The 24028-nt window shown below is 50.8% G+C and carries 21 protein-coding genes; 11 read left to right on the top strand and 10 right to left on the bottom strand.

What is annotated here, in order from left to right; translation table 11 throughout:
- Positions 1–13: 13 nt before the first annotated feature.
- From FEK42_RS20110 to panC, 4 genes are all read left to right on the top strand, one after another.
- Entirely contained in the window at positions 14–610 is a 597-nt protein-coding gene (locus tag FEK42_RS20110) for a fimbrial-like protein (protein WP_135491924.1), read from the top strand.
- A gap of 22 nt (positions 611–632) precedes the next feature.
- On the top strand, positions 633–1916 hold the full coding sequence (locus FEK42_RS20105) for a fimbrial-like adhesin (RefSeq protein ID WP_276609144.1): 1284 nt from the start codon (positions 633–635) through the stop codon (positions 1914–1916).
- 112 nt (positions 1917–2028) lie between these two features.
- Complete coding sequence (panB, locus tag FEK42_RS20100; protein WP_130204969.1) at positions 2029–2823, top strand: 3-methyl-2-oxobutanoate hydroxymethyltransferase; 795 nt, start codon at positions 2029–2031, stop codon at positions 2821–2823.
- Between the two features lie 11 nt (positions 2824–2834).
- On the top strand, positions 2835–3686 hold the full coding sequence (panC, locus tag FEK42_RS20095) for a pantoate--beta-alanine ligase (RefSeq protein ID WP_000905370.1): 852 nt from the start codon (positions 2835–2837) through the stop codon (positions 3684–3686).
- An 81-nt stretch (positions 3687–3767) separates the two neighbouring features.
- Here the strand turns inward: panC and FEK42_RS20090 are convergent, their stop codons facing one another.
- Entirely contained in the window at positions 3768–4712 is a 945-nt protein-coding gene (locus FEK42_RS20090) for an Rpn family recombination-promoting nuclease/putative transposase (protein ID WP_135491922.1), read from the bottom strand.
- Between the two features lie 273 nt (positions 4713–4985).
- On the opposite strand from FEK42_RS20090, the gene panD reads away from it, so the two are divergent.
- Complete coding sequence (gene panD / locus FEK42_RS20085) at positions 4986–5366, top strand: aspartate 1-decarboxylase (RefSeq protein ID WP_000621508.1); 381 nt, start codon at positions 4986–4988, stop codon at positions 5364–5366.
- Positions 5367–5369: 3 nt separating this feature from the next.
- On the opposite strand, the gene FEK42_RS20080 is transcribed toward panD, so the two are convergent.
- The 4 genes from FEK42_RS20080 to FEK42_RS20065 form a co-directional block, all read right to left on the bottom strand.
- Positions 5370–6596 (bottom strand): polysaccharide deacetylase family protein, encoded by a 1227-nt coding sequence (locus tag FEK42_RS20080; protein ID WP_138211936.1) that lies wholly within the window; start codon positions 6594–6596, stop codon positions 5370–5372.
- A 56-nt stretch (positions 6597–6652) separates the two neighbouring features.
- Positions 6653–7093 (bottom strand): PTS sugar transporter subunit IIA, encoded by a 441-nt coding sequence (locus FEK42_RS20075; RefSeq protein ID WP_130204961.1) that lies wholly within the window; start codon positions 7091–7093, stop codon positions 6653–6655.
- 104 nt (positions 7094–7197) lie between these two features.
- Positions 7198–7968: an ABC transporter permease gene (locus tag FEK42_RS20070; protein WP_064525104.1), complete on the bottom strand. Its 771-nt coding sequence runs from the start codon at positions 7966–7968 to the stop codon at positions 7198–7200.
- Positions 7965–8891: an ABC transporter ATP-binding protein gene (locus tag FEK42_RS20065; protein WP_000150638.1), complete on the bottom strand. Its 927-nt coding sequence runs from the start codon at positions 8889–8891 to the stop codon at positions 7965–7967. Before FEK42_RS20065 ends, FEK42_RS20070 begins: the two co-directional genes overlap by 4 nt.
- 108 nt (positions 8892–8999) lie before the next feature.
- Here FEK42_RS20065 and can point away from each other — a divergent pair, with 108 nt between their 5' ends.
- Positions 9000–9662 carry a carbonate dehydratase gene (can, locus tag FEK42_RS20060; protein WP_130204959.1) on the top strand — a complete coding sequence of 221 codons (663 nt, stop codon included), beginning with the start codon at positions 9000–9002 and terminating at the stop codon, positions 9660–9662.
- Between the two features lie 40 nt (positions 9663–9702).
- On the opposite strand, the gene hpt is transcribed toward can, so the two are convergent.
- The gene (gene hpt, locus FEK42_RS20055; RefSeq protein WP_000683335.1) at positions 9703–10239 is read right to left on the bottom strand and encodes a hypoxanthine phosphoribosyltransferase; all 537 of its coding nucleotides are present in this window, start codon (positions 10237–10239) and stop codon (positions 9703–9705) included.
- Between the two features lie 205 nt (positions 10240–10444).
- Here hpt and gcd point away from each other — a divergent pair, with 205 nt between their 5' ends.
- On the top strand, positions 10445–12835 hold the full coding sequence (gcd, locus tag FEK42_RS20050) for a quinoprotein glucose dehydrogenase (RefSeq protein ID WP_135491921.1): 2391 nt from the start codon (positions 10445–10447) through the stop codon (positions 12833–12835).
- A 46-nt stretch (positions 12836–12881) separates the two neighbouring features.
- Here gcd and cueO read toward each other — a convergent pair whose 3' ends face one another.
- The gene (gene cueO / locus FEK42_RS20045) at positions 12882–14432 is read right to left on the bottom strand and encodes a multicopper oxidase CueO (protein ID WP_135491920.1); all 1551 of its coding nucleotides are present in this window, start codon (positions 14430–14432) and stop codon (positions 12882–12884) included.
- A gap of 164 nt (positions 14433–14596) precedes the next feature.
- Here cueO and FEK42_RS20040 point away from each other — a divergent pair, with 164 nt between their 5' ends.
- The 3 genes from FEK42_RS20040 to speD all read left to right on the top strand — a co-directional run bounded on the left by FEK42_RS20040 (position 14597) and on the right by speD (position 16725).
- Entirely contained in the window at positions 14597–14944 is a 348-nt protein-coding gene (locus FEK42_RS20040) for a YacC family pilotin-like protein (RefSeq protein WP_000846617.1), read from the top strand.
- Positions 14945–15048: 104 nt separating this feature from the next.
- Positions 15049–15915, top strand: coding sequence for a polyamine aminopropyltransferase (gene speE / locus FEK42_RS20035; RefSeq protein WP_130204953.1), 867 nt, complete (start codon positions 15049–15051; stop codon positions 15913–15915).
- Between the two features lie 15 nt (positions 15916–15930).
- Positions 15931–16725, top strand: coding sequence for an adenosylmethionine decarboxylase (gene speD, locus FEK42_RS20030; RefSeq protein ID WP_130260722.1), 795 nt, complete (start codon positions 15931–15933; stop codon positions 16723–16725).
- A gap of 37 nt (positions 16726–16762) precedes the next feature.
- On the opposite strand, the gene yacL is transcribed toward speD, so the two are convergent.
- Entirely contained in the window at positions 16763–17125 is a 363-nt protein-coding gene (gene yacL, locus FEK42_RS20025) for a protein YacL (protein ID WP_000384304.1), read from the bottom strand.
- Positions 17126–17300: 175 nt separating this feature from the next.
- Positions 17301–19898, bottom strand: coding sequence for a bifunctional aconitate hydratase 2/2-methylisocitrate dehydratase (gene acnB, locus FEK42_RS20020; RefSeq protein WP_130204951.1), 2598 nt, complete (start codon positions 19896–19898; stop codon positions 17301–17303).
- 354 nt (positions 19899–20252) lie between these two features.
- On the opposite strand from acnB, the gene FEK42_RS20015 reads away from it, so the two are divergent.
- A complete protein-coding gene (locus FEK42_RS20015; RefSeq protein ID WP_138211935.1) occupies positions 20253–22106 on the top strand; it encodes a DUF3300 domain-containing protein in 1854 nt (617 codons plus the stop codon).
- Positions 22107–22348: 242 nt separating this feature from the next.
- On the opposite strand, the gene lpdA is transcribed toward FEK42_RS20015, so the two are convergent.
- Positions 22349–23773 carry a dihydrolipoyl dehydrogenase gene (lpdA, locus tag FEK42_RS20010; RefSeq protein WP_130205068.1) on the bottom strand — a complete coding sequence of 475 codons (1425 nt, stop codon included), beginning with the start codon at positions 23771–23773 and terminating at the stop codon, positions 22349–22351.
- Between the last annotated feature and the right edge of the window lie 255 nt (positions 23774–24028).

Below are 24028 nucleotides of genomic sequence, written 5' to 3'. Positions count from 1 at the left end.
TCAGGAACTATATATGCATCCCACTCAACGCAAGCTGATGAAGAGAATAATTCTGTTTCTGTCATTACTGTTTCCCATTACCTGTCCAGCCATCGCTGGACAGGATATCGACCTTGTTGCCAATGTAAAAAACAGCACTTGCAAAAGCGGAATCAGTAACCAGGGTAATATTGATCTTGGCGTCGTTGGGGTGGGATATTTTTCAGGTAATGTGACTCCTGAAAGTTATCAACCAGGTGGAAAAGAGTTCACTGTCACTGTCTCAGACTGTGCTTTACAGGGAACTGGCGATGTGTTAAATCAATTACATATTGATTTTAGAGCTCTTAGCGGTGTCATGGCTGCTGGGTCCAGGCAAATATTTGCCAATGACGAAGCAACAGGCGCTAAAAATGTTGGCGTAGTTATTTTTTCTATCCAGGATTCTGCAAATACGTTCAATGTATTAAATACAGCAGGTATATCACGCTCAGTCTATCCCGTGATGACATCAGTAATGGATAATTCATCATGGAAATTTTATGCCAGAATGCAAAAAATTGATTCCACACTGGATGTTACTTCTGGCCAAGTCAAAAGCACCGTACTGGTTGATATTTATTATGAGTAACTCTAATGTAAGAAAAAACAATATGCACACACAGACCACCACATATTATATGCACGTATTATTTAAATTTTTCTATATAATTCTAACTACAATATTCTGCATCTCAGCTTACGCAAACAATACAAGTTTCATTGTAGGTAATAATGCTGGCGTTGATGCCTTTAGTGGTCCATCTTCAAGCGGAAAAGCAATATTTCGTTATGCGACTATTACTAACAATCTGGTGTTTTATAAACCACCTCCCGGTGATGGCATTAACAAAACTGATGTAAAACTGTTTTGGTCTCAACTAGATAGTTTGGGAGGGAGTGGGGGGACAGGGACTCTTTACTGTAATACCAGTGGAAATGCCAGTGGGGCACCGATGAAAATTGAAAATGCAATGATTGACTCTCATTTAACTTACGCGGGTCATAAGTTATTTTCAACGTCTGTTCAGGGACTCTATTATACGCTATCAATTTCCAACATTTGGTCAGCCTGGGTCAAATCAAATATCAGTGGAGATAGTATTTATATTGGAGATAGCGCAGACCAATACTTTTCATTCTACATAGATGATGTGGATCTTCAGACAAGAGGTTGCGACAGAGCAAATACAACCAGTAAATATTGGGCTATTGGTGGTTTAATGCAGAGTCTCACCGTTGAATTTTATACTGATTCATCTTTCAACCCGACACAAAACCAACAGGTTCAGTTGTTAAGCTCATCCGACTATCTTTATGCTTTCAAGGCTTATGGTGTTGGTGATGGTATTAATCAACACAGCAATCACCTTTATATAAATTTTGATTTAGTCAATATAAAAATCACTTTACCTACTTGTTTTACTTCAGTATTAAGCGGCACCAATGTAAGCGGCTCTACAGTAAAAATGGGAGAATATGGTCCTGGACAAATTAAAAATGGCGCAACTCCGGTTCTTTTTGACATTTCGTTACAGAACTGTATTCGTGTTCGTAATATCGAAACAAAATTAGTTTCAACAAAAATCGGCATAGAAGACAAACAGCTTCTTGGAAACACCCTCACAGGAACGGGGGGAGCAAAAGGTGTCGGTGTACTTATTGAAGGATTAGCCACTAGCAGAAGCGCCTTAATGACTCTGAAGCCTAATGACGCAACCTCTGTATATAAAGATTATGAAGAGGAAGATGATAATACTGACGGAATTTACCCAGATAAAGGCAATGGAACGACACAACCACTTCACTTCCAGGCGACGTTAAAGCAAGACGGGAATATTGCTATCGAACCCGGTGAGTTTAAAGCCACCAGTACATTCCAGGTAACCTATCCCTGATAACATTGTGGCACCGTCTGGTAATGGCGGTGCCACAATAGAGAAATCATTGCCCCCACCAATGTGACTGATAAAATGCCAGACAGCACAACATCATTTATCAGGATACGTTATGAAACCGACCACCATCTCCTTACTGCAGAAGTACAAACAGGAAAAAAAACGTTTCGCGACCATTACCGCTTACGACTACAGCTTCGCGAAACTTTTTGCTGATGAAGGACTTAACGTCATGCTGGTAGGCGACTCACTGGGCATGACGGTTCAGGGGCATGACTCCACCCTGCCAGTTACCGTTGCTGATATCGCCTACCATACCGCTGCGGTACGTCGCGGAGCGCCAAACTGCCTGCTGTTGGCTGACCTGCCGTTTATGGCGTATGCCACGCCGGAACAAGCCTTTGAAAACGCCGCAACGGTTATGCGTGCCGGTGCCAATATGGTCAAAATTGAAGGCGGTGAGTGGCTTGTTGAAACGGTACAAATGCTTACCGAGCGCGCAGTTCCTGTATGTGGTCACTTAGGTTTAACACCGCAGTCAGTGAATATTTTCGGCGGCTACAAAGTACAGGGGCGCGGCGATGAAGCGGGCGATCGACTGCTCAGCGATGCATTAGCCTTAGAAGCCGCTGGTGCACAACTGCTGGTGCTGGAATGTGTGCCGGTTGAGCTGGCAAAACGCATTACCGAGGCACTGGCGATCCCGGTTATTGGTATTGGCGCAGGCAACGTCACTGACGGGCAGATCCTCGTGATGCACGACGCCTTTGGCATTACCGGCGGTCACATTCCTAAATTCGCCAAAAATTTCCTCGCTGAAACGGGCGACATCCGCGCGGCGGTGCGGCAGTATATGGCTGAAGTGGAGTCCGGCGTTTATCCGGGCGAAGAACACAGTTTCCATTAAGGAGTCACGTTGTGTTAATTATCGAAACCCTGCCGCTGCTGCGTCAGCAAATTCGCCGCCTGCGTATGGAAGGTAAGCGCGTGGCGCTGGTGCCAACCATGGGTAACCTGCACGATGGCCATATGAAACTGGTCGACGAAGCCAAAGCCCGCGCCGATGTGGTAGTCGTCAGTATTTTCGTTAACCCAATGCAGTTCGACCGCCCGGAAGATCTGGCTCGCTATCCACGCACCTTGCAGGAAGACTGCGAAAAGCTGAACAAGCGCAAAGTCGATCTGGTTTTCGCGCCCTCGGTAAAGGAGATCTACCCGAACGGTACTGAAACCCACACCTATGTTGATGTTCCTGGCCTTTCGACCATGCTGGAAGGTGCCAGCCGTCCAGGACATTTTCGCGGCGTTTCGACTATCGTCAGCAAGCTGTTTAACCTGGTCCAGCCGGATATCGCCTGCTTCGGTGAAAAGGACTTTCAGCAACTGGCGCTGATCCGCAAAATGGTTGCCGATATGGGCTTCGATATTGAGATTGTCGGCGTACCGATTATGCGTGCGAAAGACGGTCTGGCGCTGAGTTCCCGTAACGGTTATCTGACGGCAGAACAACGCAAAATTGCGCCCGGTCTGTACAAAGTTTTAAGTTCGATTGCCGACAAATTGCAGGCGGGAGAGCGGGATCTCGATGAAATTATTGCCATTGCAGGGCAAGAACTGAATGAAAAAGGCTTCCGCGCTGATGATATTCAGATTCGCGATGCCGACACGCTGCTGGAAGTCTCTGAAAACAGCAAACGGGCAGTAATTCTGGTAGCCGCCTGGCTTGGCGATGCTCGCCTGATCGACAACAAAATGGTCGAGCTGGCGTAATACTTAACTGGCGCTACAGCTGACGGCGCCAGTTATTCATTGCCACGATATTTGTAAGCGATTGTTCATATCGTAGACAACTTAGTTAATCAGCTTATCAAGCTCAGCAAGAGGTAAATTTGCCATCTCTGCAACGTCTTCTCGAGACATCCCTTTACTCAAAAGACGCTGGGCGAATTCCTGCCTTTCCTCTTGTCTTGCCTCCTGTCTCCCTTCCTGTCTTCCCAGCTGAATCCCCTTCTCCATCCCTTTCTCAATCCCCTTCTCAATCCCTTTCTCTTCAAACCACTGCGCCAGCGTCATCATAGACTCCCCTCCTATTTCCCTGTCTCTCACCACACCGTAAAACAAATCCGCTTGTTCAGTATGACCGCGTTGCAGCATATAGTTTTGCATGGCAACTAACTGACTTCCGCTAGTGTACCCTTCGTCAATCAGCGTGACCAGTTGCTCCAGCAATAACATTAAGTCGCGCTGGCGAATATGTTTTTGCAGCAGTTCGAGAATCGCAATCCGCCGATGTTGCATGATTTCGTCATCCGGTGTGATGGTGATGTCCACCAGCGGGAATGGACTGTTATAGACGCGTCGCGCCAGCTCCGGTGAGTAAAACATATCAAACCAGCACATTGAGAGTGGATAAGGTGTGGCCTCGCCCTGATAAAACAGAATTGGCACCACCAGCGGCAGCTTATCGTGATCCGCCTCCAGATGTCGGTGCATGGCAGCAATCGAATAGCGCATCATGCGAAAGGCCATTTTCTTATCCGGCTTGCTTTGATGCTCAATCACAACGTGCAGATAACCAGGATTGCCCTGCATTTGCACGGAATAGAGCACGTCCGTGCTATGTCCTTTCAGGCTCTCTTCAATGAAACTCCCCGACTCTAAATGAAGCGTGTTGAGGTCACAAAGTTCGCGTAATTCCACTGGCAAATGGATATCCAGGAAGTCGCGAGCCGTCTCCGCATGCATTAAAAATTGTTTAAATACCGCGTCATGCGGTGTGGTACTCGGTGCGTCCATCTTCCCTGCCTTCCATGTTGCCCTATGTGAAGGAAGTATCCGGCCAATATGCGCTGTCGTCTGCTGCCTCTTTGTTGTTTACCGAGCAGCGTTCAGAGAAATTTCAATTGGTTACAGGCGTTACATGGCAAGCTTCGGCGCGGTACGCAAACTGCTGGTGCAAATGCCACCAGATCAGTAGACACTTATCAAAAATCGGGCAATACTGCGTGAGAATTTCCTCAAAGCAGGCATCGCCTGCTTCGTTAACGACAGGGTAGAAAGGTAGAAGTTATGATTCGCACGATGCTGCAGGGCAAACTCCACCGCGTGAAAGTGACTCATGCGGACCTGCACTATGAAGGTTCTTGCGCCATTGACCAGGATTTTCTTGACGCAGCCGGTATTCTCGAAAACGAAGCCATTGATATCTGGAATGTTACCAACGGCAAGCGTTTCTCCACCTATGCCATCGCGGCAGAACGCGGTTCGAGAATTATTTCTGTCAACGGTGCGGCGGCCCACTGTGCCAGCGTCGGCGATATTGTCATCATCGCCAGCTTCGTCACTATGCCAGATGCAGAAGCCCGTACCTGGCGCCCCAACGTTGCCTACTTTGAAGGCGACAATGAAATGAAACGTACCGCGAAAGCGATTCCGGTACAGGTTGCCTGATAATCACCCCTGCGGCTGGTTACTCACCAGCCGCGACATCGTCTCCAGCGAATCTGTTCTTAAAATATACAGCCGCTTTAATAAATACGGATTATCCCCCGGTTTAACTTTCCCTTTCATGGTGGTCACCGCCAGATGAAACCCGGCTTCATTTGCTGCCTTCACTGCTTTGTCATTAAATCCACCAAATGGATACGAAAGATACAAGACTCGAGGATTAAATTGGTTTAGCGCCCGGCGAGAGCGTTCGAAATCAAACAGAATATTATGCTCACTGCGGCTGAGTAATATGGGTCGGCGATAACCATCAACCCGATGTAAAAAATGCGTATGCGACTGGAAATCAAAAACATCGCTGACATCAAGCAGTTCAGAAACACTCATAAACTGTAATGACTGCGGATTCCATTTCTGTGGATGACGTTTGATGCGAGAGGTAATAATAAATGCCGTCGCCTTCATGCCATATTGTTTCAGAATGGGATATGCATAACGACTCACTGATTTCAAGCCATCATCAAACGTCAGCACCACCGCGCGAGCCGGAAGATTCAACGAATTACGCAGATACCCTTCCAGTTGATACAAGGTTAACGTGGTATATCCACGATCGCGCAACCAGGTCATCTGGTTATTGAAAGCCCGCACCGACGTCGTGGTCGAAGTATGACGAAAACGGGTGTTCTCTTCATCGCGTAAAATATGATGGTAGGTCAATACAGGAATACCGTTATCCTGCTGCGCATCCAGTGCACTGATATAGGCCAGTCGTTCGCCAATACGAATTTGATACCAGGTTTGATTCAGGCGATCTTTTAATTTATTAATAATGGGATAACGCAAATTATCGGCCAACACGCCAAATGGCGCACTACCCGCATCAGGCGCGTTGTATATCGGAGTATCTTTCCATGTAATAAGATTTTGGTTACTCAGTGGCTTATTCAGATCCCCCAGACCATCTTCAACTTTTTGCCGCCCTTGTACAGGTTCCAGATGCCCTTTATCAATATACCCCGTAGCAAAACCAAAATTGAATTCATAATAATCGGCAGCGGTTGGGATGACCGAAATAATCTGCCCGGCGCGAATGTTGCCGACGGTTACCGTTTTGTCGCCAATTTTTCCCCAGATAGCTGCATCCTGAGTGGTTTGCATATAACGCGCGGGAAGCGCTGCGCCGACACCAGATGAAACCAGCAGCAGTAAAAAAATAATCTTTTTAATCATGAGAAAACTACCAGGCGAGAAACAGCGCCGTTAGTGTAGCAAAATCGGAATGCGATTTAATACTCGAACCAATTATGCTTGAGGACAAAGGGGGGATTTTTTTGTTGTTGGTGCCAGAGACTACTGACTTCAGGCCCACCCAGTTCGACAATTCGCTCGCGAAACTCCGCGCTGGATAACGTTTCACGGTAGGCCATCATCTGCTCAATTAACGGTAACGTGACACCAGAAATCACTTCGCAACGGGAATGTTTGTGGCTTAATAACGATGCAACACGATAAGGCGCAGCACCTGCAATATCGGTTAAAAAGATAACCCCATCGCCAGAATCTGTTTCATGCAGAGCATCGCACATCATGCGGCTGAGCATATTGGAACTTAATCCGCGCCAGAAATTCACCGCCCGGCACTGGATAAGTGCGCCATGTTTTTTTTCCAGCGCATCCAACATCTCTTGCGCCCGGTCGTCGTGACAGGTAATTACCCAACCTAACATTACCTTCCTCCTTAGCTGAAAATCAGTCTACCCTGACCATTGTTGATAAAGGGTGATAGTCGTCAAAACTCCTCTCCCCCGAATCCAGAGGAGAGGAACTAGCCTTAGCTGCGCAGACCGCGTCCGCGCTGGATCAGCGACCAGCAGATCAGATAAAACGCAATAATAAAAATAACCAGCACACCAAAAGTAGTAACCAGCGGCACATCATTAATGCCGAGGAAGCCGTAGCGGAATCCACTGATCATATAAACGATTGGGTTGAGATGCGACAGCCCCTGCCAGAACGGTGGCAACAAGGTCAGTGAGTAAAACACCCCGCCCAAATACGTGAGTGGCGTTAACACAAAGGTTGGTACCAGGCTGATGTCATCAAACGTTTTGGCAAACACACCATTAAGCAATCCGGCAAGAGAGAACAACACCGCCGTGAGCACCAGCGTTAAAGCGACAAATACCCACGAATGCACCTGAAACGGTACAAAGAACAGCGAAATTGCTGTCACCAGCATACCAACAAGCAGTCCGCGCGCTACGCCACCGCCGACATATCCGGCAATAATGACGTGAGTCGGAACCGGAGCGACCAGCAGTTCTTCAATATTACGCTGGAACTTGGCGCCAAAAAATGATGAAGCGACGTTGGCGTAGGCATTGGTGATTACCGACATCATGATCAGCCCCGGAACAATGAACTGCATATAGCTGAAGCCATGCATATCGCCAATACGCGAACCAATCAGGTTACCGAAGATGATAAAGTAAAGGGTCATGGTGATAACCGGTGGCACCAGCGTCTGTATCCAGATACGCATAAAGCGATGGATCTCTTTCGCCCAGATGCTTTTTAACGCCACCCAGTAAAGATGCATCATGTGCGATCTCCTTGTTTTTCATTAACCAGTGAAACAAACAACTCTTCCAGACGGTTAGCTTTGTTACGCATACTTAATACCTGAATGCCCTGCTCACTTAACTGCGTGAATACGCTGTTGATCCCCTGCTCACGCAGCACTTCAACTTCCAGCGTGGCGGTATCTACCAGTCGGTACTGATAGCCATCGAGCTTCGGTAACGGGCTTTTCGGTGCGAGATCGAGAATAAAGGTTTCTGATTTCAGCTTTGCCAGCAGTGCCTTCATCGAGGTATTTTCCACCAGTTCGCCGTGCTGAATAATGCCGATATTGCGGCACAGCATTTCTGCTTCTTCCAGGTAATGCGTGGTAAGAATGATGGTGGTGCCTTTGTCGTTTAAATCCTTCAAAAAGCCCCACATTGAGCGACGAAGTTCGATATCCACACCTGCCGTTGGCTCGTCCAGAATCAGCAGTTTAGGTTCGTGCATCAGCGCGCGGGCAATCATTAAACGACGTTTCATCCCGCCCGATAACATGCGCGCACGTTCGTTGCGTTTTCCCCACAAATCGAGTTGCTTAAGATACTTTTCGCTGCGTATGTACGCTTCTTTGCGCTCTACACCGTAGTACCCCGCCTGATTCACCACAATTTGCTGTACGGTTTCAAACGGGTTGAAGTTAAATTCCTGTGGCACCAGTCCTAACTGACGTTTAGCGTTGACGACATCTTTTTCAAGATCGTAACCAAATACGCTGACCCGCCCGGAGGTTTTATTTACCAGAGAGCTGATAATACCGATAGTGGTTGATTTTCCGGCCCCGTTCGGCCCGAGAAGCGCATAAAAATCACCCGCTTCGACTTGCAAATCTATCCCACGAAGCGCCTGAACGCCGCCTGGATAGGTTTTTTTAAGCTGTTGAAGTTCCAGTGCAATGGTCATAAATTTTTACTTACCTTACGTTCTTACACTTTATCTGTGGTTTAAATCGTCCCGGAGTTGCCCTATATTAGCCAAACGTAATTATTTGGTTACAGGTCGTTAACCTCCATGAAAGACATAGATACACTCATCAGCAATAATGCACTATGGTCAAAAATGCTGGTGGAAGAGGATCCCGGGTTTTTTGAGAAACTGGCACAAGCGCAAAAACCGCGCTTTCTATGGATTGGATGTTCCGACAGTCGCGTTCCTGCAGAACGTTTAACCGGTCTTGAGCCGGGCGAACTCTTTGTTCACCGTAATGTTGCTAACCTGGTCATTCACACCGACCTGAACTGCCTTTCCGTGGTTCAGTATGCAGTGGATGTTCTCGAAGTTGAACACATTATTATCTGTGGCCACTACGGTTGCGGCGGCGTACAAGCCGCAGTTGAAAACCCGGAACTGGGGCTTATCAACAACTGGCTGCTGCACATCCGCGATATCTGGTTCAAACATAGCTCATTGCTCGGCGAAATGCCGCCAGAGCGCCGTCTGGATACCTTGTGTGAACTGAACGTCATGGAACAGGTGTATAACCTGGGCCACTCCACCATTATGCAATCAGCGTGGAAACGCGGGCAGAAAGTGACCATTCACGGCTGGGCCTACGGCATTCACGACGGCTTGCTGCGTGATCTGGATGTTACTGCCACCAACCGCGAAACCCTTGAGCAACGTTACCGTCACGGGATTTCCAACCTCAAGCTGAAACACGCCAACCACAAATAAATATGCTATGCCGGATGCAACACATCCGGCAACTTCACACTTACTCGTCCAGCAGAATCACTTTGCCGATATATGGCAGATGACGGTAACGCTGTGCGTAATCAATGCCGTAACCCACCACAAACTCATCCGGGATCGAGAAACCGATAAATTCTACCGGGACGTTCACTTCACGACGGGACGGTTTATCCAGCAGCGTACAAATCGCCAGCGACTTCGGTTCACGCAGGCTTAAGATTTCACGCACTTTCGACAGTGTATTCCCCGAGTCGATGATATCTTCAACAATCAGCACGTCCTTGCCACGGATATCTTCATCCAGATCTTTGAGGATTTTCACATCACGGGTGGTGGACATGCCGCTACCGTAGCTGGAGGCGGTCATAAAATCGACTTCATGAGATACCTGAACTTCACGGCACAGGTCCGCCATAAACATAAATGAGCCACGCAGCAGACCTACCAGCACCATATCGCTGCCGCTGTCTTTGTAACGCTCAGTAATCTGACGACCCAGTTCGGCGATACGCGCTTTAATCTCCGCTTCGGGGATCATTACTTCTACAGTATGTTTCATATCTCTAACCATATGATTTAAAAACAAATCACTTCGCACGGGCGGGATTCAGCACCGCAACAAAGCGCAAGACATGCAGTATACCAGTAAAACTATTCATTCGCGGAATCTGTTAATAAAGCTCAAATTGTGATGACGATCACACATGTTAAAACCTATAATTAATTGCTACTAAAATATTAATTAATTGAAATGGTGTTTCTTTATGGCAATTAACAATCCCGGCTCGCGACGATTACTCGTCACGCTAACCGCCCTATTTGCAGCGCTTTGCGGGCTGTATCTTCTCATTGGCGGAGGCTGGCTGGTCGCCATTGGCGGCTCCTGGTACTACCCTATCGCAGGCCTTGTGATGCTCGGCGTCGCCTGGATGCTGTGGCGCAGTAAACGCGCCGCGCTTTGGCTGTATGCCGCTCTGCTGCTCGGCACCATGATTTGGGGCGTCTGGGAAGTTGGTTTCGACTTCTGGGCGCTGACTCCGCGCAGTGACATTCTGGTCTTCTTCGGCATCTGGCTGATCCTGCCGTTTGTCTGGCGTCGCCTGGTCATTCCTTCTGGCGGCGCAGTTGCTGCGCTGTTAGTCGCACTGTTGATTAGCGGCGGTATCCTCACCTGGGCCGGATTTCACGATCCGCAGGAAATCAACGGCACTTTAAGCGTCGATGCCACACCTGCCGAAGCTATCTCTCCCGTTGCCGATCAAGACTGGCCTGCCTATGGTCGCAACCAGGAAGGTCAACGCTTTTCGCCGCTTAAACAAATTAACACCGATAACGTCCACAACCTGAAAGAAGCCTGGGTGTTCCGCACAGGCGATGTGAAGCAGCCGAACGATCCGGGTGAAATCACCAATGAAGTGACGCCAATTAAAGTGGGCGACACCCTTTACCTGTGTACCGCTCACCAGCGCCTGTTTGCGCTCGATGCCGCCAGCGGTAAAGAGAAATGGCATTACGATCCTGAGCTTAAAACCAACGAGTCTTTCCAGCACGTAACCTGCCGCGGCGTCTCTTATCATGAAGCCAAAGCTGAAACTGCTTCGCCGGAAGTGATGGCGGATTGCCCGCGTCGTATCATTCTTCCGGTCAATGATGGTCGCCTGATTGCACTCAACGCTGAAAACGGCAAGCTGTGCGAAACCTTCGCCAATAAAGGCGTGCTCAATCTGCAAAGCAATATGCCGGACACCAAACCGGGTCTGTATGAGCCGACTTCTCCGCCGATTATCACCGATAAAACCATCGTGATGGCCGGTTCAGTTACCGACAACTTCTCAACCCGCGAAACGTCTGGCGTGATCCGTGGTTTTGATGTCAACACCGGGGAGCTGTTGTGGGCTTTTGATCCGGGCGCGAAAGATCCGAACGCAATCCCGTCTGACGAACACACCTTTACCTTTAACTCACCCAACTCGTGGGCACCTGCTGCCTATGACGCGAAGCTGGATCTGGTCTATCTGCCAATGGGCGTGACCACACCAGATATCTGGGGCGGTAACCGCACACCGGAACAGGAACGTTATGCCAGCTCGATTCTGGCGCTGAATGCCACCACCGGAAAACTGGCGTGGAGCTACCAGACCGTTCACCACGACCTGTGGGATATGGATCTTCCGGCACAGCCGACGCTCGCGGATATCACCGTCAATGGTCAGAAAGTTCCGGTCATTTATGCTCCGGCGAAAACCGGCAACATTTTTGTGCTCGATCGTCGTAATGGTGAACTGGTGGTTCCGGCCCCGGAAAAACCAGTGCCACAAGGTGCAGCGAAAGGCGATTACGTTACCCCTACTCAACCATTCTCGGAACTGAGCTTCCGTCCGACGAAAGATTTGAGCGGTGCGGATATGTGGGGCGCCACCATGTTTGACCAGCTGGTGTGCCGCGTGATGTTCCACCAGATGCGCTATGAAGGCATTTTCACCCCGCCATCTGAACAGGGTACGCTGGTCTTCCCGGGTAACCTGGGGATGTTCGAATGGGGCGGGATTTCCGTTGATCCGAATCGTGAAGTGGCGATTGCCAACCCAATGGCACTGCCGTTTGTTTCGAAACTGATCCCACGCGGTCCTGGCAACCCGATGGAGCAGCCGAAAGATGCCAAAGGCACGGGTACGGAATCCGGCATTCAGCCGCAGTACGGTGTGCCGTATGGCGTCACGCTCAACCCGTTCCTCTCACCGTTTGGTCTGCCATGTAAACAGCCAGCATGGGGTTATATCTCGGCGCTGGATCTGAAAACCAATGAAGTGGTGTGGAAGAAACGTATTGGTACGCCGCAGGACAGCATGCCGTTCCCGATGCCTGTACCGGTGCCGTTCAATATGGGTATGCCGATGCTTGGCGGGCCAATCTCCACAGCGGGTAACGTGCTGTTTATCGCCGCTACGGCAGATAACTACCTGCGCGCTTACAACATGAGCAACGGTGAAAAACTGTGGCAGGGTCGTTTACCTGCGGGTGGTCAGGCAACGCCGATGACCTACGAAGTGAATGGCAAGCAGTATGTGGTGATCTCCGCAGGCGGTCACGGTTCATTTGGTACAAAAATGGGCGATTATATTGTCGCTTATGCGCTGCCGGATGATATGAAGTAACCATAATGCCCGGAGAGATCCGGGCATATTTCCGATTACGGTCTTTTTATACCGTAAACCCTAACATCATCCCCGTATCTTCATGCTCCAGCAGATGGCAGTGCGCCATATAAGCATGCTCTTTCGGTGCATCGTGATTAAACTTCACCAGTACTTCGCTGACATTACCTTCTACCTTAACGGTATCTTTCCAGCCTGCGCGATGCGTCGCTGGCGGTTTGCCATTTTCTGACAAGATACGGAACTGCGTGCCGTGAATATGGAACGGATGCAGCATCATGTCACCCACGCCAGAGATAACCCAACGTTCGTACTGCCCTTTCGCCGCCGCAAACATCGGCTTGTTCATATCAAACGCCTGACCGTTGATTTTATTGGCATGGTGGAAATCGAACTTCCCGCCGTGGTTCATATGATTCATATTGCCATGCCCCATATGGCCCATCATCTGGCTGTGATCCATCCCGGCCATCGCCTGATCGCCATATTTCTCCATCAGCATCTGCATCCCCATCATATCGAGCATCGGGTCCATGGAAAGTTGCAGCTTGCGTACCGTCAGCCCTTCCAGCGAAGGTAACGCAGGCAGGCTACTTAACGCATCAGGTAAGGCACCTGAAGCACTAATGGCAATCGGCTGAATCCGCATTACCGGATGCGGCTTATCAAACGGCGCGATCGCCATCCCCATCTGGCTGACTGGCAGCGTCACCAGGTCAAACGGTTTGTTGTCGTTAACCTCCACCAGCACTTCGAAACGCTCGCCCATCAGCACGGGAAGCTCGCTCACCTTCACCGGTTCGGGCAGCAGACCACCATCGCTGGCAATCACATACAGCGGGCGATTGTCGCTGGTGGCGAAATTGAGCGAGCGGGCGTTACAGCCATTGAGTAAACGCAGGCGCAGCCAGCCGCGCGGTGCTGCGTGTTGCGGGTAGATTGCACCGTTGGTCAGCAACGTATCACCAAACCAGCCCACGGCGGCGGTCATCACATCCAGTTGATAATCAATCTGTCCGTCGGCGTTAAATTTTTTATCCTGAACAATCACCGGAACATCATCGATACCCCACTGTTTTGGAAGCATTAATTTCAGGATCTCGTCATCTTCAATCACCACCAGACCTGCCAGCCCCATCGCCACCTGACGCCCGGTTTTGCCGTGCTGATGCGGATGGAACCAGCAAGTAGCGGCAGGTTGATCGACGTTCAGCGTCACCGTGCGTTGACCGCCTGGCGGAATAATTCCCTGCGGGCCGCCGTCCACTTCACCCGGTACTTCCAGCCCGTGCCAGTGCAACGTCGTCTCTTCCGTCAGTTGGTTATAGATATCAACCGTTACCGCTTTACCGCGCTGTAACTTCACCGCAGGCCCTAACAGATTACCGTTATAGCCCCAGGTGGTCGCCGTTTTCCCGGCAAAGGTGGACTGACCTGGCATGATCGATAATCTTATGCGGCCACGAACATCAGAAGTGAGGAGTTCGGGGATCGGCAGTGTTGGACGTTCTGCGGCAAAAACTGTTCGACTCCACAGCGGCAAAGCCGAAGCCACGCCCAGCGCGACGGAATATTTTAAGAAATCACGGCGTTGCATAGTTATTTCCTTATTCTCAAGCAGGCGAAACAAAATCAAACGTTGAGCATAGCCCTTCCCCTTACGGGAAGGTCAAGCCGCAGACACAATTTAATCGACAATAATGGTCGTCGCCTCGCTCACAGTGTGCTAACGTTTATCTTCTTTAAGTCCTGGTAGAAGCAATGAAGACGTTTTTCAGAACAGTGTTATTCGGCAGCCTGATGGCCGTTTGCGCAAACAGTTACGCGCTCAGCGAGTCTGAAGCCGAAGATATGGCCGATTTAACGGCAGTTTTTGTTTTTCTGAAGAACGATTGTGGTTACCAGAACTTACCTAATGGGCAAATTCGTCGCGCACTGGTCTTTTTCGCCCAGCAAAACCAGTGGGATCTCAGTAACTACGACACCTTCGACATGAAATCCCTCGGTGAAGACAGCTACCGCGATCTCAGCGGTATCGGCATTCCCGTCGCGAAAAAGTGCAAAGCCCTGGCCCGCGATTCCTTAAGCCTGCTTGCCTACGTTAAATAATCACAGCTCCTTTTTGTAGAAATATTGACCGTGCAACCACGGTCAATGTTAGCTATTATGTTGCGCTCTTTTTTTACGAGTGTTAACAAAGGAGGTATCAACCCATGGCCGAAAATAAACTGTGGCATGAAACGCTACACGACCAGTTTGGGCAGTACTTTGCTGTAGATAACGTTCTGTATCATGAAAAGACCGATCACCAGGATCTGATCATTTTTGAGAACGCCGCATTTGGTCGTGTAATGGCGCTGGATGGTGTAGTACAAACCACTGAGCGCGACGAGTTTATCTATCATGAGATGATGACCCACGTTCCACTACTGGCCCACGGTCACGCGAAACATGTGCTGATTATCGGCGGCGGTGACGGCGCAATGCTGCGTGAAGTGACCCGACATAAAAACGTTGAGTCAATCACGATGGTGGAAATCGACGCGGGCGTGGTGTCGTTCTGCCGTCAGTATTTGCCCAACCATAACGCCGGTAGCTACGACGATCCGCGCTTTAAGCTGGTGATCGACGATGGCGTCAATTTCGTGAATCAAACCAGCCAGACCTTTGATGTCATTATCTCCGACTGCACCGATCCTATCGGCCCCGGCGAAAGTCTGTTCACCTCAGCATTTTATGAAGGCTGCAAACGTTGCCTGAATCCTGGCGGTATCTTCGTCGCACAAAACGGTGTCTGCTTTTTACAGCAGGAAGAGGCCATCGGCAGCCATCGCAAACTCAGCCATTACTTCAGCGACGTTGGCTTTTATCAGGCCGCGATCCCGACCTATTACGGCGGCATCATGACCTTTGCATGGGCGACAGATAACGACGCCTTACGCCATCTCTCTACCGAAATTATTCAGGCGCGTTTTCTCGCCTCTGGCCTGAAATGCCGTTATTACAATCCGGCAGTCCATTCGGCAGCTTTTGCCTTACCTCAGTATCTGCAAGACGCACTGGCTTCACAGGCGCTCTAAGGAGAAGATAAGAAATTGAAAAAACTGAAACTGCATGGCTTTAATAATCTGACCAAAAGTCTGAGTTTTTGTATTTACGATATCTGCTATGCCAAAACTGCCGAAGAACGCGACGGTTATATTGCTTATATCGATGAACTCTATAATGCCAACCGTCTGACCGAAATCCTGTCAGAAACCTGTTCCATTATCGGGGCCAATATTCTTAACATCGCCCGCCAGGATTACGAACCACAGGGTGCCAGCGTCACTATTCTGGTGAGTGAAGAACCGGTCGACCCGAAACTTATCGACAAAACAGAACACCCCGGCCCACTGCCAGAAACCGTGGTTGCCCATCTCGATAAAAGTCATATTTGCGTACATACCTACCCGGAAAGCCATCCTGAAGGCGGTTTATGTACCTTCCGCGCCGATATTGAAGTCTCTACCTGCGGCGTGATTTCCCCGCTGAAGGCACTGAATTACCTGATCCACCAGCTTGAGTCCGATATCGTGACCATTGATTATCGCGTGCGCGGCTTTACCCGCGACATTAACGGTATGAAGCACTTTATCGACCATGAGATTAATTCGATTCAGAACTTTATGTCCGAAGATATAAAGACGCTGTATGACATGGTGGATGTAAACGTCTATCAGGAAAATATCTTCCATACCAAGATGTTGCTTAAAGAGTTCGACCTTAAGCACTACATGTTCCACACCAAACCGGAAGATTTAACCGACAGCGAGCGCCAGGAAATTACCGCTGCGCTGTGGAAAGAAATGCGCGAGATTTATTACGGGCGCAATATGCCTGCCGTTTAACGGCCCTGGCGGAGCACGGAGGCTCCGCCTGATTTACCTACTTCTGCTGCACGAAATTACGGTACGCCGCCACCACCTGAAGAAAATCCTCAACGCCGCAAAGCGACAAGCTCTCTTCGTCGTAGTAGTTCATCCCCTCTTCCATTTCATCGCCAGCGAATTCCAGTTGATTGGCGCGAACCATCACCTCTTCGCCGTCCATCCATAGCGTGTACTCATGCCCTGCCCGCTGCCAGGAACGTTCGCTACCTTTGAGCGTGCGCGCGGCGTCTTCCACTTCATCAAGCAAGGCCAGGTTTTCTTTCACCTCTTCATTAAACCAGTGCCCGACCACTTCATGCCCCATGGACATGCGCACCTTTACCACTCCGGTAATATCGCGCAGAAATTCGTAATCCATAGTGTGTTCCTCTGCTCCCGGCAATGCGCCGAAATCGCATTGCGCCATTGATGTAATTATCGCAGCCTTATCGGAGAAAAACAGCGGAGCGACGGTGGTTTAGAGATAAAAAAATGCCCGGGAATCACATTCACCGGGCATTGTGTCGTTTATGCGCAGCGCGTGCGCTTACTTATTAAACCGCAGTCTGGAAAATCACCCCGTCCGCTTTTTCGGTGTACTGAGAAAGCTGGTTGAAGTTCAGATAACGGTAAGTATCAACGGCAGTTTTATCCACCTGCGCAACGTAGGTCTGGTACTCTTCCGGCGTCGGCAGTTTGCCAATCAGCGCCGCAACAGCAGCCAGTTCCGCAGAAGCCAGGAAGACGTTCGCGCCAGTCCCCAGACGGTTCGGGAAGTTACGGGTAGAGGTGGAAACCACCGTCGCACCGTCTGCTACACGCGCCTGGTTACCCATACACAGGGAACAGCCAGGGATCTCGATACGCGCACCGCTCTTACCGAAGACGCTGTAGTAGCCTTCTTCTGTCAGCTGCGCGGCGTCCATACGCGTTGGCGGTGCCACCCACAGGCGGGTCGGCAACTGGCCTTTGTGCGCATCCAGCAGTTTACCCGCAGCACGGAAGTGACCGATGTTAGTCATGCAAGAACCGATAAACACTTCGTCGATCTTCTCGCCCTGTACCGCAGACAGCGGACGCGCGTCATCTGGATCGTTAGGTGCACACAGGATTGGCTCTTTAATATCCGCCAGATCGATGTCGATCACTGCCGCGTATTCCGCATCTGCATCGGCTTCCAGCAGCTCAGGATTCGCCAGCCATTTTTCCATGCCCTGAATACGGCGTTCCAGAGTACGACGATCGCCGTAACCTTCCGCGATCATCCACTTCAGCAGGACGATGTTGGAGTTCAAGTATTCGATGATCGGCTCTTTGTTCAGCTTGATGGTACAACCAGCGGCAGAACGCTCGGCGGACGCATCGGTCAGCTCAAAGGCCTGCTCAACTTTCAGATCCGGCAGACCTTCAATTTCCAGAATGCGGCCAGAGAAGATGTTTTTCTTACCTTTCTTCTCAACGGTCAGCAGACCTTGTTTGATCGCATACAGAGGAATGGCGTGTACCAGATCGCGCAGGGTGATACCCGGCTGCATCTTGCCTTTGAAGCGCACCAGAACAGATTCCGGCATATCCAGCGGCATTACGCCTGTTGCGGCAGCAAATGCCACCAGACCAGAACCCGCCGGGAAAGAGATACCGATCGGGAAACGGGTATGGGAGTCACCACCGGTACCGACGGTATCCGGCAGCAGCATACGGTTCAGCCAGGAGTGGATTACGCCGTCACCCGGACGCAGCGACACACCGCCACGGTTCATAATGAAGTCCGGCAGCGTGTGGTGCGTGTTAACGTCAACCGGCTTCGGATACGCCGCAGTGTGACAGAAGGACTGCATCACCAGGTCAGCCGAGAAGCCCAGGCACGCCAGGTCTTTCAGTTCATCACGGGTCATCGGGCCGGTGGTGTCCTGGGAACCTACAGAAGTCATTTTCGGTTCACAGTACGCGCCTGGACGAATACCTTTTACACCACAGGCGCGACCTACCATTTTCTGCGCCAGCGAGAAGCCACGGTCGCTTTCAGCGACATCTTTCGCCTGACGGAACACATCGCTCTGCGGCAGACCAAGTGCTTCACGCGCTTTGGTGGTCAGGCCACGCCCGATAATCAGCGGAATACGACCACCAGCACGCACTTCATCAATCAGCACGTCGGTTTTCAGTTCGAAGGTCGCCAGCAGCTCGTTGGTTTCGTGGTTACGCACTTCGCCTTTGTACGGGTAAACGTCAATCACATCGCCCATATTCAGGTTAGAGACGTCCACTTCAATCGGCAGTGCACCCGCGTCTTCCATCGTGTTAAAGAAGATTGGTGCAATTTTACCGCCGAGGCACAGACCACCGCCGCGTTTGTTCGGCACATGCGGAATATCATCGCCCATAAACCACAGTACGGAGTTAGTGGCGGATTTACGCGAAGAACCCGTACCCACAACGTCACCGACATACGCCAGCGGGAAACCTTTCTGTTGCAGAGCTTCGATTTGCTTGATCGGACCAACAGCGCCTGGCTGGTCTGGCTCAATGCCTTCACGGGCGTTTTTCAGCATCGCCAGCGCGTGCAATGGGATGTCCGGGCGCGACCACGCATCCGGTGCCGGAGAAAGGTCATCGGTGTTGGTTTCGCCAGTGACTTTGAAGACGGTAACGGTCAGTTTTTCAGCCAGCGCCGGGCGATTCAGGAACCATTCGGCATCCGCCCAGGACTGCATTACCTGCTTCGCGTATTTGTTGCCTGCTTTGGCTTTCTCTTCTACGTCATAGAAGTTATCGAACATCAGCAGCGTGTGGGACAGTGCTTTGGCAGCGATCGGTGCCAGTTTGGCATCATCCAGCGCGTCGATCAGCGGATGAATGTTGTAACCACCCTGCATGGTGCCCAGCAGTTCGATGGCTTTTTCCGGAGTCAGCAGTGGGGATTTGGCTTCGCCTTTGGCGACAGCAGCCAGGAAACCTGCTTTTACATAGGCGGCTTCATCGACGCCAGGGGGAACACGGTTGGTTAACAGATCTAACAGGAATTCTTCTTCGCCCGCGGGCGGGTTTTTCAGCAGCTCTACAAGCGCGGCCATTTGGTTTGCATCCAGGGGTTTGGGCGCAATCCCCTCAGCGGCACGCTCAGCTACGTGCTTACGGTATTCTTCTAGCACGACGGTTCTCCTCGCTCTCATTGTCATAGTGCGGCAGGCGATTCTCTTCACGCTCCTGTGAGACAGCAGTTTGTAGGGTAAATGCCCAGTACCGCAACGGGCAGAATAGCAGGATTTTGACGATGTGTTAATCTGTTTACAAAAAAGCAACATAAAAAAGTGGCTGAATCGTTAAGGATGGTCTAGAGATTGTTTCCCTCCGTAAAAACTTCGTTAATTCGCATGATGATAATCACCTTTCTCAACGAATCCCAAGATTAGTCAAAATTTAAACTACCGCCTCTTTATACTCGGATTCACAGCACCTGCGGGTGGCAGTTCGCCGACCATTGCGATTTCCTTGAGATCCGAATTATGAAAATGACTTTGCCGTTTAAACCCCATGTGCTGGCGCTAATTTGCAGTGCCGGGCTTTGTGCCGCCTCTGCCGGGCTATATATAAAAAGCCGCACAGTGGAAGCACCTGTGGAACCGCAATCGACACAACAGACTGCGCCTGACATCACCGCGGTTACGCTTCCTGCAACGGTTTCCGCGCCCCCCGTAACGCCTGCCGTCGTCAAATCTACATTCAGCACTGCACAAATCGATCAATGGATCGCGCCCGTCGCGCTATATCCCGACGCTCTGCTTTCGCAGGTGCTGATGGCATCGACCTATCCGGCAAATGTCGCCCAGGCCGTGCAGTGGTCGCACGACAATCCGCTCAAGCAAGGTGATGCCGCTATTCAGGCTGTATCCGACCAGCCGTGGGATGCCAGCGTCAAATCACTTGTGGCTTTTCCGCAATTGATGGCGTTGATGGGGGAAAACCCGCAATGGGTACAAAATCTTGGCGACGCGTTTCTGGCGCAGCCGCAGGATGTGATGGACTCGGTACAACGTTTGCGGCAACTGGCGCAACAAACCGGGTCACTGAAGTCATCAACTGAACAAAAGGTCATCACGACAACGAAAAAAGTCGTACCGGCAAATCAGCCCGCCAGCGCCCCTGTCACACAATCAAATAACGTTTCTACGTCCAGCCCCGTCGTCGCAGGACCTGCGCCGACCGTAATAACCATTGAGCCCGCCAATCCGGATGTAGTTTATATTCCCAACTACAACCCAACCGTGGTTTACGGCAGTTGGGCCAACACCGCTTATCCGCCGGTTTACCTGCCGCCGCCAGCCGGAGAACCGTTTGTTGACAGCTTTGTGCGCGGATTCGGCTACAGCATGGGCGTTGCTACCACGTACGCACTATTCAGCAGCATCGACTGGGACGATGACGATCATGACCATCATCATCATGACGATGATGATTACAATCACCACGATGGCGGTCATCGTGACGGTAATGGCTGGCAACACAACGGCGACAACATCAATATCGACGTCAACAATTTCAACCGTATTACTGGTGAGCATCTTACTGACAAGAATATGGCATGGCGGCACAATCCAAACTACCGCGATGGTGTGCCTTATCATGATCAGGATATGGCAAAACGGTTTCACCAAACCGATGTTAAAGGCGGCATGAGTGCCACACAGTTACCTGCCCCAACGCGCGACAGCCAGCGCCAGGCGGCAGCAAGTCAGTTTCAGCAACGAACACACGCAGCACCAGTCACTACGCGAGATACCCAGCGTCAGGCTGCGGCACAGCGGTTTAATGAAGCGGAACACTATGGCAATTATGACGACTTCCGCGAGTTCAGCCGCCACCAACCATTGACCCAGCAGCAAAAGGACACCGCTCGCCAGCGTTATCAATCTGCCTCGCCTGAACAGCGCCAGGCGGCTCGCGAGAAAATGCAGACTAACCCGCAGAACCAGCAGCGAAGAGAGGCGGCGCGTCAGCGTATCCAGTCGGCCTCGCCTGAGCAGCGTCAGGCGGCTCGCGAGAAAATGCAGACTAACCCGCAGAACCAGCAGCGAAGAGAGGCGGCGCGTCAGCGTATCCAGTCGGCCTCGCCTGAGCAGCGTCAGGCGGCCCGCGAGAAAATGCAGACTAGCCCGCAGAATCAACAGCAAAGAGATGCAGCACGTCAGCGTATCCAGTCTGCCTCGCCTGAGCAGCGTCAAGTTGCGCGGGAGAAAATTCAGGAGAGCCGCCCGCAACGTCTGAACGACAATAACCATACTGCCCGATTGAATAATGAGCAACGGTCAGCGGTACGCGAACGGTTGTCTGAGCGTGGAACAAGGAGACTGGAAAGGTAAATTGCAGGCATAAAAAAAGCGGCGTAGTTAGCCGCTTAAGACTGATGACAAACATCGAATTGCCCGATACGCAAGTTTATCGGGCCTACATAGCTCCTGCAATATATTGAATTTGCATGATTTTGTAGGTCGAATAAGGCGTTCACGCCGCATCCGGCATCAACAACGAGCACTTTATCAACAATCTGAAGCGGCCTGGTCAGCCGCTTCTTAATTTACCGGATGTTCCGGCACAAGAAGAATTACTTCTTCTTCGCTTTCGGGTTCGGCAGGTCGGTGATGCTACCTTCGAATACTTCTGCTGCCAGGCCCACAGACTCGTGCAGAGTCGGGTGCGCGTGGATAGTCAGCGCGATGTCTTCAGCGTCACAACCCATTTCGATTGCCAGACCGATTTCACCCAACAGCTCGCCGCCGTTGGTACCGACAATCGCGCCACCGATCACACGGTGAGATTCTTTGTCGAAAATCAGCTTGGTCATACCGTCTGCGCAGTCGGAAGCAATAGCACGGCCAGATGCAGCCCACGGGAAGGTGGCGGTTTCGTAACTGATGCCTTTCTCTTTCGCTTCTTTCTCGGTCAGCCCTACCCATGCAACTTCTGGTTCGGTGTACGCGATAGACGGGATAACTTTCGGATCGAAGTAGTGTTTTTGACCTGCGATAACTTCAGCGGCAACGTGACCTTCGTGAACACCTTTGTGTGCCAGCATCGGCTGACCGACGATATCGCCGATAGCAAAGATGTGCGGTACGTTGGTACGCAGCTGTTTGTCAACGCGGATGAAACCACGGTCGTCAACTTCCACGCCAGCTTTGCCTGCGTCGAGGTTTTTACCGTTCGGCACACGACCAATCGCTACCAGCACGGCGTCGTAACGCTGCGGTTCAGCCGGTGCTTTTTTGCCTTCCATCGTCACATAAATACCGTCTTCTTTCGCTTCAACGGCGGTAACTTTGGTTTCCAGCATCAGGTTGAATTTCTTGCTGATACGCTTGGTGAAGACTTTAACGATGTCTTTGTCCGCAGCCGGGATAACCTGGTCGAACATTTCAACCACGTCAATCTGTGAACCCAGCGCGTGGTATACGGTACCCATTTCCAGACCGATGATACCGCCACCCATTACCAGCAGGCGTTCTGGTACTTCTTTCAGTTCCAGCGCGTCAGTGGAGTCCCAGATACGCGGATCTTCGTGCGGAATAAACGGCAGTTGGATCGGGCGAGAACCCGCTGCAATGATCGCGTTGTCGAAGTTGATCACGGTTTTACCGTTCTCACCTTCAACTTCCAGGGTGTTAGCCCCGGTAAATTTACCCAGACCGTTGACCACTTTGACTTTGCGGCCTTTCGCCATACCAGCCAGACCACCGGTCAGCTGATTGATCACTTTCTCTTTCCAGGTACGAATCTTGTCGATATCGGTTTTCGGTTCGCCGAAGACGATACCGTGTTCAGCCAGCGCTTTGGCTTCTTCGATAACTTTTGCTACGTGCAGCAGTGCTTTAGAAGGGATACAGCCGACGTTCAGGCAAACACCACCAAGGGTGTTGTAACGTTCTACGATTACGGTTTCCAGACCTAAATCAGCGCAACGGAAGGCAGCGGAGTAACCTGCGGGGCCTGCCCCAAGTACCACGACCTGAGTTTTGATTTCAGTACTCATCATGACCTCTATATATTTATCTCCGGCGGTCATACCCGTCGTCTTTCAGGCCGCAGCGGCGTTAGCTTCACGCCCTCACCCCAGTCACTTACTTATGTAAGCTCCTGGGGATTCTGGCGCTTGCTACCTTGCTGCACCCAGAAATCCATAGGGTATGTGAAGTAATACCCTAACCACCACCGGGTCGTTCTATCCGTCGGTATTTTACAAAATTGTTAACAATTTTTAAACAACAAACGGCAACCGATTTGTCTA

Source organism: Escherichia sp. E2748, from assembly GCF_005781125.1.
Taxonomy (GTDB): domain Bacteria; phylum Pseudomonadota; class Gammaproteobacteria; order Enterobacterales; family Enterobacteriaceae; genus Escherichia.
The sequence above is the reverse complement of the archived record's forward strand: the minus strand, read 5'-3'. Positions and strand labels throughout refer to the sequence as shown.